General features: G+C 69.8%; 13 protein-coding genes. 7 read left to right on the forward strand and 6 right to left on the reverse strand.

What is annotated here, in order from left to right; genetic code table 11:
- Positions 1-40: 40 nt before the first annotated feature.
- Positions 41-583, forward strand: a complete 543-nt coding sequence (locus tag Pka01_RS03265) for a GNAT family N-acetyltransferase (RefSeq protein ID WP_203881046.1) — start codon at positions 41-43, stop codon at positions 581-583.
- A 75-nt stretch (positions 584-658) separates the two neighbouring features.
- Here Pka01_RS03265 and Pka01_RS03270 read toward each other — a convergent pair whose 3' ends face one another.
- Positions 659-1,468, reverse strand: coding sequence for a helix-turn-helix domain-containing protein (locus tag Pka01_RS03270; RefSeq protein ID WP_203881047.1), 810 nt, complete (start codon positions 1,466-1,468; stop codon positions 659-661).
- A 118-nt stretch (positions 1,469-1,586) separates the two neighbouring features.
- Positions 1,587-2,627, reverse strand: coding sequence for a helix-turn-helix domain-containing protein (locus Pka01_RS03275; protein WP_203881048.1), 1,041 nt, complete (start codon positions 2,625-2,627; stop codon positions 1,587-1,589).
- Positions 2,628-2,748: 121 nt separating this feature from the next.
- Here Pka01_RS03275 and Pka01_RS03280 point away from each other — a divergent pair, with 121 nt between their 5' ends.
- The 3 genes from Pka01_RS03280 to Pka01_RS03290 all read left to right on the forward strand — a co-directional run bounded on the left by Pka01_RS03280 (position 2,749) and on the right by Pka01_RS03290 (position 7,212).
- The gene (locus Pka01_RS03280) at positions 2,749-6,033 is read left to right on the forward strand and encodes a S8 family serine peptidase (protein ID WP_203881049.1); all 3,285 of its coding nucleotides are present in this window, start codon (positions 2,749-2,751) and stop codon (positions 6,031-6,033) included.
- A 178-nt stretch (positions 6,034-6,211) separates the two neighbouring features.
- Entirely contained in the window at positions 6,212-6,733 is a 522-nt protein-coding gene (locus tag Pka01_RS03285; RefSeq protein ID WP_203881050.1) for an RNA polymerase sigma factor, read from the forward strand.
- A complete protein-coding gene (locus Pka01_RS03290) occupies positions 6,730-7,212 on the forward strand; it encodes a hypothetical protein (protein WP_203881051.1) in 483 nt (160 codons plus the stop codon). Before Pka01_RS03285 ends, Pka01_RS03290 begins: the two co-directional genes overlap by 4 nt.
- 55 nt (positions 7,213-7,267) lie before the next feature.
- Here Pka01_RS03290 and Pka01_RS03295 read toward each other — a convergent pair whose 3' ends face one another.
- A complete protein-coding gene (locus tag Pka01_RS03295; RefSeq protein WP_203881052.1) occupies positions 7,268-7,909 on the reverse strand; it encodes an HAD family hydrolase in 642 nt (213 codons plus the stop codon).
- A gap of 153 nt (positions 7,910-8,062) precedes the next feature.
- The gene (locus Pka01_RS03300) at positions 8,063-8,773 is read right to left on the reverse strand and encodes an alpha/beta fold hydrolase (RefSeq protein WP_203881053.1); all 711 of its coding nucleotides are present in this window, start codon (positions 8,771-8,773) and stop codon (positions 8,063-8,065) included.
- A 53-nt stretch (positions 8,774-8,826) separates the two neighbouring features.
- Here Pka01_RS03300 and Pka01_RS03305 point away from each other — a divergent pair, with 53 nt between their 5' ends.
- Both Pka01_RS03305 and Pka01_RS03310 read left to right on the forward strand, forming a co-directional pair.
- Positions 8,827-9,054 (forward strand): helix-turn-helix transcriptional regulator, encoded by a 228-nt coding sequence (locus tag Pka01_RS03305; RefSeq protein WP_203881054.1) that lies wholly within the window; start codon positions 8,827-8,829, stop codon positions 9,052-9,054.
- A 293-nt stretch (positions 9,055-9,347) separates the two neighbouring features.
- Positions 9,348-12,263: a M36 family metallopeptidase gene (locus tag Pka01_RS03310; RefSeq protein ID WP_203881055.1), complete on the forward strand. Its 2,916-nt coding sequence runs from the start codon at positions 9,348-9,350 to the stop codon at positions 12,261-12,263.
- Positions 12,264-12,429: 166 nt separating this feature from the next.
- Here Pka01_RS03310 and argG read toward each other — a convergent pair whose 3' ends face one another.
- Positions 12,430-13,878 (reverse strand): argininosuccinate synthase, encoded by a 1,449-nt coding sequence (gene argG / locus Pka01_RS03315; protein WP_203881056.1) that lies wholly within the window; start codon positions 13,876-13,878, stop codon positions 12,430-12,432.
- 290 nt (positions 13,879-14,168) lie between these two features.
- The gene (locus Pka01_RS03320; RefSeq protein ID WP_203881057.1) at positions 14,169-14,402 is read right to left on the reverse strand and encodes a hypothetical protein; all 234 of its coding nucleotides are present in this window, start codon (positions 14,400-14,402) and stop codon (positions 14,169-14,171) included.
- Between the two features lie 219 nt (positions 14,403-14,621).
- Here Pka01_RS03320 and Pka01_RS03325 point away from each other — a divergent pair, with 219 nt between their 5' ends.
- On the forward strand, positions 14,622-15,401 hold the full coding sequence (locus Pka01_RS03325; RefSeq protein ID WP_203881058.1) for a helix-turn-helix transcriptional regulator: 780 nt from the start codon (positions 14,622-14,624) through the stop codon (positions 15,399-15,401).
- Positions 15,402-15,585: the final 184 nt, after the last annotated feature.

Genomic DNA, 15,585 nt, shown 5'->3' on the forward strand with positions numbered 1-15,585 from the left:
CGGTTTGCCGCCCGACAGCCCGGTCGGATAGGAATCTTGCATGCTGAGGGGTAGCAAGGTCGGGCTCAGGGCCCGGCACGAGGACGACATTCCGGTCCTGCAGGCCGAGCTCTACGACGACGTGGTCACCCACTCGCGGGCCAATGGTCAGCCGTGGCGGCCGATCACGCCCGGCTCGAAGGACTCGCAGCTCGTGGTGGACGACAAGGAGCAAGGGCACGTCCCGTTCTCCGTGGTGGAGCTGGACGGCGGCACGCTGGTCGGCACCGCGACGCTGTGGGGCATCGACAACCACAACCGGTCCGCGCACATCGGGCTGGGCCTGCTGCCGTCCGCCCGCGGCAAGGGCTACGGCACCGACGTGGTCGCGGTGCTGTCCCACTACGGTTTCGTCGTCCGCGGCCTGCAGCGGCTGCAGATCGAGACGCTGTCGGACAACGCCGCGATGCTGCGCTCCGCCGAGCGCAACGGCTTCGTCCGCGAGGGCGTGCTGCGCTCCTCGGCCTGGGTGATGGGCGAGTTCCTCGACGAGGTGCTGCTCGGGCTCCTCGTCCAGGACTGGAAGCCGGACCCGCAGGGCTAGGCTGCCGCCCGAGGGTTCCGATCACCGTCGCGGCGTCGCCGCCGTGGCCTCGGGGTGGGCGCCCACGGACGTCGGTCAGCCCTGGGTGGCGACGAGACTGCCCAGAAGCGCCAGCGCGCCCTCGGAAGGGCTGCCGGGCTCGGGCTGCAGGACGAGAAGGCTGTGCCCCGGCAGGCGCGCGACGTCGAGCACCTCGCAGAAGAGGGTGAGTCTTCCGACCTCGGGGTGGCGCAGGCGCTTGACGCGGTGAGCGTCGGAGGACAGGTCGTGCCCCGCCCACATCCGGCGGAAGTCACTGCTCGCCTCGGACAGCTCCGCGACCAGCGCGGCCAGGTCGGTGTGGTCGGCCCGCAACTCGATGGAGTGCAGGCGATCCGCCGCGGCACCGGCGATGTGCGGCCACTCGGTGAAGAAGTCCGTCGCCGCCGGATCCATGAAGGCCAGCTTGAACAGGTTGTCCGCGTGTTGCAACCCGTCCAGGAGGGCAGCGCCGAGATCGTTGGCGGCCCGTACGTTCATCAGCTGGTCGCAGCACAGGACGGGCACCTCGTACCAGGTGTCGATCAGACGTTGCAGGCGCTGGTCCGCCTGCTCGCGCCCGCGCGGCTCCGGCGGCACGGGAAGCAGCGGACGGGCGACCTCCCACAGGCGCCTCGTCGCGCCGGGGTTCAGGTCGAGGACGCGGACCAGGGAGTCCAGAACCCGTTCCGACGGACGTTGGGTGCCCTCCTCCAGCCGTACGTAGAAGTCGGTGCTGACTCCGGCCAGCATGGCGACCTCCTCCCTCCCCCGGCGCGTCGTCGTGTGGGCGCCACCGGCCCGGAAGGGGCCCAGAGCCTCGCGCCGGGCGCGAAGGAAATCACCGAGCAGATTGCCGCTGTCCATGTCGTCACGATAAGTCGGTGCAGCTCCCGTAGGGTGACCGTGCGACACCCCCCTTCGCCCGCCCACGCGACCACCGGCCGCCGACGCGGCGATCGCAGCGCCGCACTCCGCGAGGACGTCATACGAGACCCCGGCGTACGGCTTGGGCTCCCGCCTCGAAGCGGGTCTCGGCGTTCAGCTCGTCCAGCAGATGACGCAGGCGGCGGCGGAGGCTGCGCGGGCTGACGCCGAGCTGGCGGGCGATGGCGTCGTCCTTGAGCCCGGCCGACAGCAGGGCCAGGAGCCGGCGATCCTCCGGGGCGAGCTCCGTCCCCTCCTGCGCCTCGCCCTCGGCGGGTTCGCCTGCGCGGTCCTGCGCGCAGTCACGGGGCGCGGACTGCGGGCGCATCGGGACCGCTTCCTGCCAAAGACGTTCGAACAGCTCGGCCAGTGCGACCACCATGGTGGATCCGCTGATCAGCACGCTGCGGGTCAGTGGCGGATCCAGGTGCAGCGGCATGATGGCCCGCCGCCGGTCGGCGAGCACCATCTTGAACGGCAGCCCGGGCAGAACCCGGGCCTCCTCGCCCGCCTTGAGCACGTTGTCCAGTTCGTCGAGCGCTCCCGCGTGCTTGAACGCCTCCGGGGCGTAGATGGTCCGGTACCGCACGCCGTCACGGAGGCGCTCACCCTGCAGCGGGTTGCGATAGTCCAGCACGTACGGCGGCCGGTCGAAGGTCAGCACCTCGTCCGTGGCCTCCAGTTGGAGCCGGACGAACCAACGGGCGAGCTCCTCGGACCCGGCCAGGACCTCGAACTGGCCGGCCTCCTCCGGGCCCTGGCCGAGCCGGCGGTAGACGGCCTCCAGCGCGTCGGCCGTGTCGGTGAGCCGGTCGAGGTCGCTCTGCAGGCCGCGCACCAGGGAGCGGATCGCGGTCCCCGGGTCCGTCGCGGCCCAGCGGGGTGACCGTCCCCACAGCCGGCTGACCATGCCTTTGGCGCGGAGTCTGATCAGCGCGGACTGGATGCGGCCCGAGCTCTCCCCGCTTCTCTTGACCAGTTCCTGCACCGTGATGCCGGGAGAGGCGAGCACCGCGCGGTAGATCCGCTCTTCGAACGCGCTGATACCCACGACTTCCAGCGCCGGTCCGTCGTCGAGCACGCCCACGATCTTGGCCATTTCCGGCGGCTGCCGCAATAGGCCACACCAACCACCTTGTCACCAAAATTCACACGCAGTTAGAAATCGGGTTGTGCTGCAGAGAACCCCCCTTGTCGGCATTGTGATAGCGGCCCTGGTAGTGACCGCTACGCCGGCGCAAGCGACAGCCCTTCCCGCCCAGACGACCCCCGCATCCCCCCAGACGGGACAGGCCACCCCCGCGGGCCCGCCCAAGACGATCACCTTGATCACCGGGGACAGGGTCACCCTCCGGCCGCTTCCCGACGGACAGACCCGGCTCGACATCGCACCGGCCCCCGGCAGAGAAAAGATCAACTTCATCCACCGCAGAAGCGGGGAAGGGCTGAGCGTCGTCCCCGTGGACGCGATGCCCCTTCTGTCCGCGGGCACGCTGGACCCCCGGCTGTTCAACGTCACCAAGCTCGCCGCCCTCGGCTACGACGACGCCGCCAGCAAGGCGCTCCCGCTGATCGTGACCTACCCCGACGACGTTTCCGCGCTGCGCGTCGCGGGCGGGCGCCCGCTGCCCGCGATCAACGGGATCGCCCAGAGCGAGCCGCACGCGAGCGCGGGCACGCTGTGGAAATCGCTGACCGCCCAGGCCAGAGCCGCGGCAGCGCCCGAGAAGATCTGGCTGGACGGCAAGGCCAAGGTGTCCCTCGACGTCAGCGTCCCGCACATCGGCGCGCCCCAGGCCTGGGCGGCCGGCCACACCGGCGAGGACGTCACGGTCGCGGTGCTCGACACCGGCTACGATCCCGACCACCCGGACCTGCGGGGTCTGGTGGCCGGCTCCGCGAACTTCACCTCCGAGCCCGACGTCCGCGACCTGCACGGCCACGGCACCCACGTCGCCACCACGGTCGCCGGATCCGGCGCGGCCTCGGGCGGCAGGTACAAGGGCGTCGCGCCCGGCGCGAAGCTCCTGATCGGCAAGATCTGCGACCAGGGCGGAAGCTGCTCGGACTCGGCCATCATCGAAGGCATGACCTGGGCGGCGGAGAACGGCGCCCGTGTCGCCAACCTCAGCCTCGGCGAGCCCGACACCCCCGGCGTGGACCCGACGGAGCAGGCCGTCGACACGCTGTCGGAGAAGTACGGCACGCTGTTCGTCATCGCGGCGGGCAACGACGGCCCCCAGACGCTCGGCTCGCCGGGCAGCGCGGACCGCGCCCTGTCGGTCGGCGCCTCCTACCGGGACGCCGACACCGTCGCCCAGTTCAGCAGCACCGGGCCCCGGCCCGGCGACGGCGCGGTCAAGCCGGACCTGATCGCGCCCGGCGTGGGCATCGTCGCCGGCAGGGCGGCGGGCACCTTCGCCGGCGCACCGGTGGACGACTCCTACACGGAGATGAGCGGGACGTCCATGGCCACCCCCCACGTGACGGGAGCGGCGGCGATCGTCGCCGGCATGCACCCCGACTGGAAGGCCGACCAGATCAAGGCGGCCCTGATGGCCTCCACCGCGCCCGGCGACGAACTCGGCGCCTACGTCCAGGGCTCCGGCCGCGTCGACATCGCCCGCGCCGTCACCCAGCAGGTCACGGCCGAGCCCACCGCGCTGAGCATGGGATACCTCGAGCTGCCCCAGCCCTCCCCCGTCACACGCACCCTCACCTACCGCAACGACGGCGACGCCGCCGTCCACCTGGACCTGAGCGTGACGGCCAAGGACGGCCACGGCGAAACGGTGACGCCGTTCACGCTCAGCGCCACCGCGGTGCAGGTGCCCGCGCACGGCACGGCGCAGGTCAAGGCGACCGCAGAGCCGGGCGTGACCGGCCTGTTCAGCGGCACGGTCATCGCCACCGGCGCCGGTGTCTCCGTGCGCACCGGCATCGGCATGCAGGTCGAACCGGAGAAGCGCGGGCTCAGGCTCACCTTCACCGGCTCGGACGGCGAACCCGCCCAGGCCGCCTTCGCCGGGGTGATCGACCTCGAAACCGAGGAGCAGCGCAACTACGACGTCTCAAGCGGCGCGCTGGAGCTCAGGCTGGAGAAGGGGCACCGCTACACGGTCGTCACGCTGCTGGCCGACCGGGACGGCGGCGTGGTGATGGCCGCCGACCCGGAGTTCACGCTCCAGGCCGACCGCACCTTCGCCTCCGACGCGCGCAAGGCCAAGCCGGTGGACGTGCGCACGGAGGAGCCGACGGCACGGCTCGCGGTCGGCATGCTCGGCATGCTCCAGCTGGTCGACGATCACCAGCCCCTCGGGGTGGACGTCGATCTGGCCGGCATGTGGGGCGCGGACCGCGTCGAAGGCGTCAAGGCCATCCCCACGGCCCGCACCGCGAGCAAGAAGTTCGCCTTCTACAGGTGGACGCAGTGGGCCAAGCCGAAGGGCGACGGCACCTACGACGACAGCCCGTACTTCTACCACCTGATGAAGGCCGAGCCGCGCATCCCCGCCGACCCCGGCTATCACCCGCGCCGCCGCGACCTCGCCCAGGTCGACTCGACGTACGCCGCCCAGCACGACGCCAAGTTCGGCGAGCACTTCGCGCTGCCCGTGCTGTACGGGACCGAACTGGCCTGGATGCCGTACGGCAAGGTGTCGCGGTTCACGCTCCCGTTCCACCGGACCGAGTACTACACGCCCGGCGACACCGGCTGGTACCCGTCGTTCGTCCAGTACCGGTGGCCGCCGGAGGGCTTCAACGACCTGGACCAGTTCTTCTTCGGCCAGACCACCGTCTACCGTCCCGGCGTCAAGACCTCGGACGAGTGGAACACCGGCGTCTTCGGCGCCGCGCTGGACCCCGACGGCGACTACTCCTGGCGTGAGGACAACCTGCTGCAGTTCGCCACCGGACTGTTCGAGGACGGCGTGCCCGGACGGTTCTCCGTCGGCGACTACTTCGCGCCGCAGGCCAGGCTCTACCGCGACGGCAAGGAGATCTACGCCGCCGACTACGTCAACCCCAACATCGAGGTGCCCGCCGACGGGAAGGAGAGCAGGTACCGGTACACCATGACCGCCCAGCGCGCGCCGACCATGACCTCGTTCTCCACGCGGGTCAGCGCCGAGTGGCAGTTCAGGTCGAAGACCCCCGAGAAGGGCACGCGACAGGTGCTGCCGCTCCTGACGGTCGCGATCAAGCCGGAGTTGGACGACCGCAACCGCGCCGCGACGGGCCACATGAGCATCCCGCTCAGGATCCAGCGCCAGGACGGCTCACCCGACCTGAAGGTGAGCACGCTCACGCTGGAGATCTCCTACGACGACGGCCGCACCTGGCTCCCCACGCTGGTGCACCCGACGGGCAAGGGCGCCTGGTCCGCCGAGACCTGGCATCCGGCCGGCGCACGCGGCAAGTTCGCCTCGTTGCGCGTCAAGGCCGCCGACACCGCCGGCAACACCTTCGCCGAGACCGTCACCAGGGCCTACGCGATCAGGTGAATCCCGCGAACCCCGCCGCGCCTTCCCGGCGCGGCGGGGTTTCCGCTGTCGCACGGGTGGCGCCCCGGCGTCGTGTCCGCTCCGTCGGCTTCAATGAGCCGAGGCGGTTTCGATGGATCGTGAACCTGACGGCCCCGCTCCTCGACTGTGCTCGACGAAAGGGCGACGGGAGAGCGAGATGACCGACGAGTTGCTGGTGGTCCGCTGCCAACTCGGCGAGCGGGCGGCGTTCGCGGAGTTGGTGCAGGCCTGGCATGTGCCGGTGTGGAGGTACGTCCGGCGCATGCTGGACGCCGACAGGGCCGACGACGTGACCCAGGAGATCTGGCTGGCCGTGATCGGCGGGCTGCCCCGCCTCGCGGATCCCGGCCGGTTCACCCCCTGGCTGTTCACGATCGCCAGACGCGCGGTGACCAATCGGCTGCGTGAGGAGTACGCCAGGGCCGAGACGTCGTCGAACGAGGAGACGGCCGCGGAGGACTCCATCGCCGCCCTCGTGGACCGCGCCGAACTGATGGCCGGGCTGTCCGGTGTTCCGGTGCTCGAACGGGAGATCCTGGTGCTGTTCTACCTGGAGGATCTCTCGATCGAGGACTGCGCGGAGATCTGCGGCATCCCCACCGGCACGGTCAAGTCACGGCTCAACCGGGCCCGTCGCCTGCTGCGTGAGCACCTGACCGAGAGGGGATTCCAGCGATGAGCGACGAGCCGAGCCGCTCGGCGGAACAGATGATCAGCCGGCTGTCGGGCGAGTTGTCGGCCTGGCGGCGGCTTCGCGGCGTCGTGGCCCTGCTTGCGGGACTCGGCGGAACGGTGATGGTGGGGACCCTGTGGGCCACGGAACCCGGCCGGTTGCCCGGCCACACCCGGCTCGCCTTCGGTCTGTTCGTCGTGTTCTGCCTGGCCTGGGCAGGTTACGGCACCTGGATGATCATGCGGCGTGCGCCGCTGTACGCCCTGGACAGGGTGATCGCCGGCTGGCTGGCGGTGACCGCCTCCACGGGGGTGACCGCTGTCACCGTGGCCGTCGCCGCCGGACGGGGGTCCGGCCTGGTCCCTGCGCTCGCCGCCGGGACCGTTTTCATCGCCGTGGCCGTGGCGCTCACGGTCCGTGCGCACGCCCGGCGGGCGGCGCTGCTGCGCCGCAAGCGGGAGCTGACCGAGCGTGCGGATCAGTGACCGCGGCACGGAACCGGAGGCGACCCGGTGACTCCGCCGTCGCGCGGGCGGAGTTTCAGACCAGCGACGTGGCGGAGTCCGGCACCGCGTCGGACGAGCGGATCGTGGCCGGCGCCGGCCGTACGTCGATGACGCGCATGCCGGCCGCGCGCGCGGCGGCCATCCCCTCGTCGGTGTCCTCGTAGACGACGCACTCGCCGGGGTGCACGCCGAGCCGCTCAGCGGCGAGGAGATAGATGTCCGGGGCCGGCTTGCCGCGCGACACGTCGTCCCTGGTCACCACGGCGTCGAACAGCGGGTACACGCCGATCGCGCGCAGGCTGACCTCGACCGCCGTGCGGCTGCCACCGGACGCGACCGCCAACGGCACCCGGCCGTGGTTCTCCTGCGCGACCGTGACGACCGGCTCGTTCGGCAGGACCATGTCCACGAGTCCGCCGAACGCGTCGATCGCCGCCGCCTCCACCGCCGCGTGGTCGATCGCCCTGCCGGTCGCGGCCTCGAGTTCGGCCAGCAGCACGTCGGCCGACAGTCCGGTCCGTTCCCGGTACCAGTCGGGGTCGAGCTCCACTCCCCGGTCGGCCAGCGCCTGCCGCCAGGCCTTCTCATGCGCGGGGCCGCTGTCGACGAGCGTGCCGTCACAGTCGAAGATCAGTGCCGAGTACGGCGGGACGGGCTGAAGTCGTGGATCGTGCATGACCGCTCTCGTCGAAGAGTCCGTTCTGACCTGCCGTCCACCGCCCGGAAGGACCGCGCGCGGCGAAGCCCCGGATGCGGGAGACGGGGCGTCGCCGCCCACCTCACCCTATGGGGGACCTGACCGTGCCCCGCCTGTGGCCTTGTGCAGCCCTCAACGGCAAGCCTGTCGTCTGTGCGTCGACGCATCCGCGGTGCATTCGCCGAGCAGTAGTGCGGCGACCGCCTCCGGGGCCTCATGCATCGCGTCGTGGCCGGTTGGGAGGTCGTGGACCTGCCACTTCGGATCGGCTTGGAGTCGGGTGCGGAGTTCAGCGAACGGCGTCCGGTCTTCCCATCCCGAGCAGTAGACGAACTCCCGGCGGGGAACCTGGGCGAGCGTGCCTGTGAGCCGGATCGTCTGCAGGAACGAGGCGAGGGGATGGGGCCGGCGGCGAGGATCGCCGCCGCCCGGCGGCCGGACGGCGTAGCCGGTGCTCGCGGCGCCGGCAGCGAACACTTCCCGGAAATGCTCGTTCGTTGACGACCAGCACGACTCGCCATCGCGCGGTACGTAGGCGTCGAGATGCACCAGTCGTGCGATCCGGCCGCCGGCGCGGTCGGCGGCAGCGGCGATCACCATCCCGGCGTAGCTGTGGCCGACCAGCGTCGCGCTGGTGATGTGGTTGCGATCGAGGTGCCGCAACACGTCGTCGGCGTGCGTGTCGAGGTTGGCGGTCGCGACTGTCGCGTTGTCGTCGTCTGGCCGCAGACCAGTCAGGGTCAGGGCGTGAACGGTGTGACCGGCACGCTCCAGCAGCGGAACCACCGCCTCGAACGACCAGAAGCCCTTCCAAGCGCCGGGCACAAGGACGAACGTCGCCATGCGTTTCTCCTTCTCTCTCAAGCCGCGGCATCGAGGCACGCCGCCTCGATGACATGTGGTCCGGTCGCCGCAACGAACTCGGCATGACCTTCTATGAATGGCGCACGCAGCTACGCATCTACCACGCGCTCGTGCTCCTCGCCGACGGTCACGACACCACCCGAACCGCCTACGCCTGCGGATGGGCCAACCCCAGCAGTTTCATCGCAGCGTTCACCAACGTCATCGGAACGACACCGGGCCGCTACCGAACCAGTCGCCAGACCACCGCCCGCGCATAGAGCGCCCCCTGCCTCACCACGGAATTTCACTTTCGATTCGCGGCCGTGCCGTCCGTGGAAGAACCGATGCCATTCGAAGGACCCGCGAAAAGGCGCGCTCCTTGAACGCACGACGGGATTCGTCGTGCGTGAAACGCCTTACCCTTCCTTCGAGCCGTTGGGACGAAGCCCCAGCATAAAGCTATTTTCTGCTCAATTTTCATGATGTATGCGATCTTGTCAAGATCCCTTCTGAGTGTTACCACTATCAAAGTTGGACGCTGCCAATGACCGTCACGTCCCATTCAGGAGGCATGTTGTCTTCGTCGCATCGATTACGCATCGTCATCGCCGCTTTAGCCGCAGCCTCGCTCGCCATTCCCCTCGCCGGAACAGCCCAGGGCGAATCGAAGCGCGAGCAGCAGAAACTCCCGACCGTCCACGGAGACGGGCACGGCAAGCCGGACAAGGACAACAGGCGAGGCCGGGTGGCGCCCCCGCCCTCGGCGAAGATGCCGGCCAAGGCGACCGTGCGATGGAACAGCCTCGGCACCCCCGCTCTCGTCACCTCGGAGGCCCCCCTCGCCGAAGGGCTGCCCGCCGACCCCGCGCAGGCCGCGCGTGACTACCTGAAGACCAACACCAGCCTCTTCGGCCTGCAGGCCGAGGCCGTCGACGCCCTGGAGACCGTCGCGGTCAACCCGATCGGCGCGGGGCACGTCGTGCTCCTGCGGCAGAAATTCGGCGATCTGCCCGCCGGCTACGACGGTCTCGCGTCCGTCGGCGTCAGCGAGGGCAAGGTCGTGTACGTCTCCTCGACGTTGTCGCGAGCCACGCAGACGCCGCCGGCCGCGGCGATCACGGAGCAGCAGGCCCTGGAGGCCGCGGCGGCGGACGGCGAGATCGACCTGGGCGCCGTCTCCACCAAACAGGTGGAGGAGGTGGCCGTCCCCGCGGCCGACGGCGTGCACCGCGCCTACCAGGTCACGCTGATCGACGAGGGACACGACGCCGAGGACGAGCCCACGGCCTACACGACGTACGTCGACGCCGTCACCGGCGGGATCCTGCTCAGGGAGAACCTGGTCGATCACTTCGATCCCGACGGCCCGTCGTGGTCGGTGTTCCCGGCCAACCCGCCGGCGGACTACTCCTCCAAGGACACGCGCCAGACCTGGTGCGCCACACCCGGGCGAGGCTGCGACTACGTCGTCGGCGGAGACCCGGCCACCGGCAAGGCGTGGGACGTCGACCACACCACGGACGCCCCGACGAACACCAGCCTCGGCAACGCGGCGCGCACCTTCGAGAACCGCGCCAACGGCTCCTCCTCGTCGGTCGGCACCCGCACCAACCTCCTCACGCCGAGCCGGGACTACGCCTTCCCCTGGCGGAACCAGTGGTTCAAGGCGAAGTGCGACCCGGCCGCGTTCGACCAGCCCGGCGAGGCGGACCTCGAGGCCGCGATCAGCAACCTGAACGCGATGCACAACCGGATGCACGACTGGTCGTACCGGCTGGGCTTCACCGAGACCGCCTGGAACATGCAGGTGAGCAATGGTGAGCGCGGCGGTCTCGGCGGCGACCCCGAGCGCGGCAACGCCCAGGCGGGCGCCAGGGTCCTGTCGATCAGGAACAACGCCAACCAGATCACCCCGGTGGACGGCGTCGCCCCGATCACCAACATGTACCTGTGGCAGCCGCAGGCCGGTGCGTTCTACGCGCCGTGCGTCGACGGCGACTACGACATGTCCGTCATCGGGCACGAGTTCACCCACGCCATCTCCAACCGCATGGTGGCCGGGCCGAACGCGGGGCTGAGCGGTGCCCAGGCCGGAGCGATGGGTGAAAGCATCTCCGACCTGTTCGCCATGGAATACCTCTTCGAGAACGGTTTCCGGCCGCGCGGCGACACCCCGTACGTGACGGGCGGGTACGTCACCGGCGACCCCGAGCGGGGCATCCGCAACTACGACATGTCGAAGTCGCCGCTGAACTACAGCGACATCGCCTACGACCTGGTCGGTCAGCAGGTGCACGCGGACGGCGAGATCTGGTCGGCCACCCAGTTCGACGTGCGCGACGCGTTCATCGACAGGTACGGCAAGGGCTCGGCCAAGGACCAGCAGGCCTGCGCCGAGGGCAGGAAGTCGCTCGAGAAGTGCCCGGGCAACCGGCGATGGGTCCAGCTGCACTTCGACGCGTTCCTTCTCACGGCCGCCGGCAACCTCAGCATGGTGGACATGCGCGACGCGATGCTCGCCGCGGACAGGATCCGCTTCGGCGGCGCCAACCAGGACATCATGTGGAAGGCGTTCGCGGAGCACGGCCTCGGCGAGGGCGCGGCCAGCAACGGGACGGCCGATCCGGACCCCAGGCCCGGCTTCGCCTCGCCTGACGGCGGCAATGCGACGCTGACCCTGGACCCCGCGGGCGACGCGGCCGGCGCGCCGGTCCGGCTGTACGTGGGCGACTACGAGGGCCGCGCCGTCCCGGTCGCGGACACCGATCCGGCCACCGAGCTGGGGGCGAGCTTCCAGATCGTGCCCGGCGCCTACTCCTTCGTCGCGGCGGCTCCCGGCTTCGGCCACAAGCGGTTCACGTTCACGGCGAAGAAGAACCAGGTCAGGGACTTGCGCGTCGAGATGTCCCGTAACTACGCCTCAGCCGCGGCGGGCGCGTCGGCGGCGGGCGACGGAGTCAACCAGGGCAAGCTGATCGACGAGACGGAGGCGACGAACTGGGCCTCGCTCACCGGTCCTGTCGCCGGCCGGGCCGTCGTGGTCGACCTGGCGGGCACGCAGGCCGTACAGATCGGCAGGGTCGCGGTCAGTGCCATGCTCCGGCCGGACACCGGCGACCTCGCCGACCCTGGCGGCCAGAACCGGTTCACCGCGCTGCGGTCCTTCGAGGTCCTGGCGTGTGACTCGACGCACGGGAGAGACTGCGCCGACCCGGCGAACTACACCAGGATCTACACCAGCCCCAAGGCGGCGTTCGACACCAGCGTTCCGCGGCCGCGCGGAGGCGACCTGATCATCAAGTCGTTCGACGTCCGCCGGACCAAGGCGACCCACCTGATGCTGCGCACGGTGTCCAGCCAGTGCACCGGGAACCCGCTGTACGCGGGCGAGCAGGACAACGACCCCAACTCCGCCACCGACTGCGGCACCGCCAGCCCGTTCGCCGGTCAGATCCGGGCCGCGGAGTTCCAGGCGTTCTCCCACTGACCCGTCGACCCGATCACCCGGCAGGGGCGGCCCACACGGCCGGGCCGCCCCGCCACCCGGCGTGATCATGCACAGGGAGCCGGAGCACACAGCGTGCTCCGGCTCCTCCGGCGTCATCCACGTACAGGCGCCGCAGTCGGCGCTAGGTCCTGTCTCCCTAAGGCGGTCAGTCGGTGCCGGACTCCATCGCGGCGTTGTCGAGCAGTTCGTCGTCACCGGCGACCTCTCCGCGAGAGGCGATCGCCTCGGCGCCGCCCTCGGGCATCGCGCCGATCAGGCCGGTCGAGGCGGCCTGCGCGGCGCCGATCAGCATCGGCTGCCCGCTGCCGACCATGCCGAGCCTGGCGTACTGCTCGAGCTTGGCGCGCGAGTCGGCGATGTCCAGGTTGCGCATGGTCAGTTGGCCGATGCGGTCGACGGGCCCGAACGCGGAGTCCTCGGTCCGTTCCATGGAGAGTTTGTCCGGGTGATAGCTGAACGCCGGCCCGGAGGTGTCCAGGATCGAGTAGTCCTCCCCGCGCCTCAGCCGCAGGGTCACCTCTCCCGTGACCGCCATCCCGACCCAGCGCTGCAGCGACTCGCGCAACATCAGCGCCTGCGGGTCCAGCCAGCGGCCTTCGTACAGCAGCCTGCCCAGCCGCCGACCCTCGTTGTGGTAGCTGGCGAGGGTGTCCTCGTTGTGGATCGCGTTCACCAGACGCTCGTACGCGGCGTGCAGCAACGCCATTCCCGGCGCCTCATAGATGCCCCGGCTCTTGGCCTCGATGACGCGGTTCTCGATCTGGTCGGACATGCCCATGCCGTGCCGGCCGCCGATGGCGTTGGCCTCGAGCACCAGGTCGACGGCGGAGATGAACTCCTTGCCGTTGATCGTCACCGGGCGCCCCTGCTCGAAGCCGATCGTGACGTCCTCGGTGACGATCTCGACTGAGGGGTCCCAGAACCGCACACCCATGATCGGCTCGACGATCTCGATGCCGGCGTCCAGGTGCTCGAGCGCCTTGGCCTCGTGGGTCGCGCCCCAGATGTTCGCGTCCGTCGAGTAGGCCTTCTCCGTGCTGTCCCGGTAGGGCAGGCCGTGCGCGAGCAGCCACTCGGACATCTCCTTGCGGCCGCCGAGCTCGCCGACGAAATCGGCGTCGAGCCACGGCTTGTAGATCCGCAGGGAGGGGTTGGCGAGCAGGCCGTAACGGTAGAACCGCTCGATGTCGTTGCCCTTGAAGGTGGAGCCGTCTCCCCAGATCAGCACGCCGTCCTCGAGCATCGCGCGCACCAGGAGCGTGCCCGTGACCGCCCGCCCGAGCGGCGTGGTGTTGAAGTAGGTGCGCCCACCGGACCGGATGTGGAACGCCCCGCAGGCCAGGGCGGCGAGCCCCTCCTCGACGAGGGCGGCACGGCCGTCCACCAGGCGGGCGAGTTCCGCGCCGTACGCCGTGGCGCGCCCGGGCACCGAGGCGATGTCGGGCTCGTCGTACTGGCCGATTTCAGCGGTGTAGGTGCAGGGCACGGCACCTTTGTCGCGCATCCACGCGACCGCCACGGAAGTGTCGAGGCCGCCGGAGAAGGCGATCCCGACGCGTTCGCCGACAGGCAGAGAGGTGAGCACTTTGGACACGAGTAGAAATATATACACAGTCATGCATGAGCATGCAAGTCCGTGCGATCGGCCGGCGGCGCACCACCCACCCCGACGGCACCGATCTCCCCGCCCGGCAAGGGCGTGTCCAGCACGAATGCGGTGCCTCCAGGCCTGATGCCGGCGCGGCGCCTTTACGTCGTAGATTCATAAATGGGGCTGGGCCCGTCGGGCCGAATCCGGGGCCGCCGACCCTTCAGGGGCGCGGGTTACGCGCCGGGTTACGCGCGCGGGTTACGCACAGGGTTACGCGCGCGGGTTACGCGCCTTTATGAGCCAACCGCGGCGCGGAGCGCCTCGAGGCGGTGCCGGTACTCGTCATCGTCGATCTTCCCTGCGGTGAACCCCTGGAAGAGGGCCTCCTCAGGGGTCCTCGACTTGTGGGCGCGGGCCCTCGCGTGGATCGCCGCCCCCAGGCCGCCGACGACGACCACCCAGAACATGACCGTGACGAGGAGGAAGAGGAATTCCTCCTGGCTGGTCGCGAAGCTGTACAGGTGCATCTGGCCACCCCTCCGATCACCATGTCTTCATTGATGCCGTACACACATCTTCAAGGGCACGGCTCGGGGGTGCCAGGGTGGGATTCGCCTGGGTGTGGCATTGCCACCCTCCGGGGACCGCATCGGAGCCCGCCATGCCCGGCCGCATGGTGCGGCCGCCACCCTCCCCCAACGGGCGATTTGCACTCTTTTGACCATTGGATTCCTATTCTGCGTGACATGGGAAATCCACTGGGCGAGTTCCTCCGCGCTCGACGCCACCTCACGACGATTGAGCAGGTGGGTCTCCCCCGCGTCGACGATCACCGCAGGACGCCCGGATTACGCCGCGACGAGGTGGCCGTGCTGGCCAGTCTGAGCGCCGACTACTACACCCGGCTGGAGCAGGGAAGGGAACGCAGTCCCTCGGCTCAGGTGCTCAACGCGCTGGCGCAGGTCTTCCAGCTCGGCCCCGAGGCCACCGAATACCTCCACGAACTCGCACACCCCCGGGGCTGCAAACGCGGGCCCATCGATCACGTCAATCCGACCGTCGCGCAGCTCGGAAAAGACTTGGATCATTTAGTCGTTTTCACCACTAATCGCTGCATGGACGTGGCGTATCGGAATTCGTTGGCCGACGCCCTCCACGGATGGCTGAAGCACAGCGACAACCTGATAAAGATGCATTTCCTCGATCCGGCGGCACGCGAGTTCTATCTCGACTGGGAGAGTGAAGCCCTGTTCAGAGTGGCCCACGTGAGGGCCGCCGCGGGGATGGCCTCCGGCGACCGGCATCTGCTCGCGCTGGTCGACGAACTCTCCGTTGAAAGCGCGGACTTCCGGCGAATATGGGACCGGCACGACGTACGGGCCAGGACGAACGAGTCCATTCGCTACCGGCACCCGGAAGTCGGCGAATTAACCCTTTCTATGAGACCCTCTCCGTCAACAGCACCCCCGGGCAGAATCTCGTGGTCGGCCGCGCCCAGCCCGGCAGCCCGTCCGAACGGGCCCTGAGCCGGCTGAGGACGCTCGCCGCCGACCGCACCTGATCCGGCGCCGCGCTCGGCTCCGTTCACGACGTCACGTTCAGCCGGTCGGCGCGCCGTTCAAATCCCAGCGAGCACTCGCGCTCCCCCGCGAATCGCCGCCGGCCCGCCCGAAGGCCGTTCCGCGTCAAGACCGCGATGAGATTCCATCG

The sequence above is a fragment of the Planotetraspora kaengkrachanensis genome, assembly GCF_016862895.1.
GTDB classification, from domain to species: Bacteria; Actinomycetota; Actinomycetes; order Streptosporangiales; family Streptosporangiaceae; genus Planotetraspora; species Planotetraspora kaengkrachanensis.

Excerpts from the sequence above, each read along its gene's own strand:
- Pka01_RS03265 (WP_203881046.1), top strand. The coding sequence starts at position 41 with ATGCTGAGGGGTAGCAAGGTCGGGCTCAGGGCCCGGCACGAGGACGAC.
- Pka01_RS03270 (WP_203881047.1), bottom strand. The coding sequence starts at position 1,468 with ATGGACAGCGGCAATCTGCTCGGTGATTTCCTTCGCGCCCGGCGCGAG.
- Pka01_RS03275 (WP_203881048.1), bottom strand. The coding sequence starts at position 2,627 with ATGGCCAAGATCGTGGGCGTGCTCGACGACGGACCGGCGCTGGAAGTC.
- Pka01_RS03285 (WP_203881050.1), top strand. The coding sequence starts at position 6,212 with ATGACCGACGAGTTGCTGGTGGTCCGCTGCCAACTCGGCGAGCGGGCG.
- Pka01_RS03290 (WP_203881051.1), top strand. The coding sequence starts at position 6,730 with ATGAGCGACGAGCCGAGCCGCTCGGCGGAACAGATGATCAGCCGGCTG.
- Pka01_RS03295 (WP_203881052.1), bottom strand. The coding sequence starts at position 7,909 with ATGCACGATCCACGACTTCAGCCCGTCCCGCCGTACTCGGCACTGATC.
- Pka01_RS03300 (WP_203881053.1), bottom strand. The coding sequence starts at position 8,773 with ATGGCGACGTTCGTCCTTGTGCCCGGCGCTTGGAAGGGCTTCTGGTCG.
- Pka01_RS03305 (WP_203881054.1), top strand. The coding sequence starts at position 8,827 with ATGTGGTCCGGTCGCCGCAACGAACTCGGCATGACCTTCTATGAATGG.
- Pka01_RS03310 (WP_203881055.1), top strand. The coding sequence starts at position 9,348 with ATGTTGTCTTCGTCGCATCGATTACGCATCGTCATCGCCGCTTTAGCC.
- Pka01_RS03320 (WP_203881057.1), bottom strand. The coding sequence starts at position 14,402 with ATGCACCTGTACAGCTTCGCGACCAGCCAGGAGGAATTCCTCTTCCTC.
- Pka01_RS03325 (WP_203881058.1), top strand. The coding sequence starts at position 14,622 with ATGGGAAATCCACTGGGCGAGTTCCTCCGCGCTCGACGCCACCTCACG.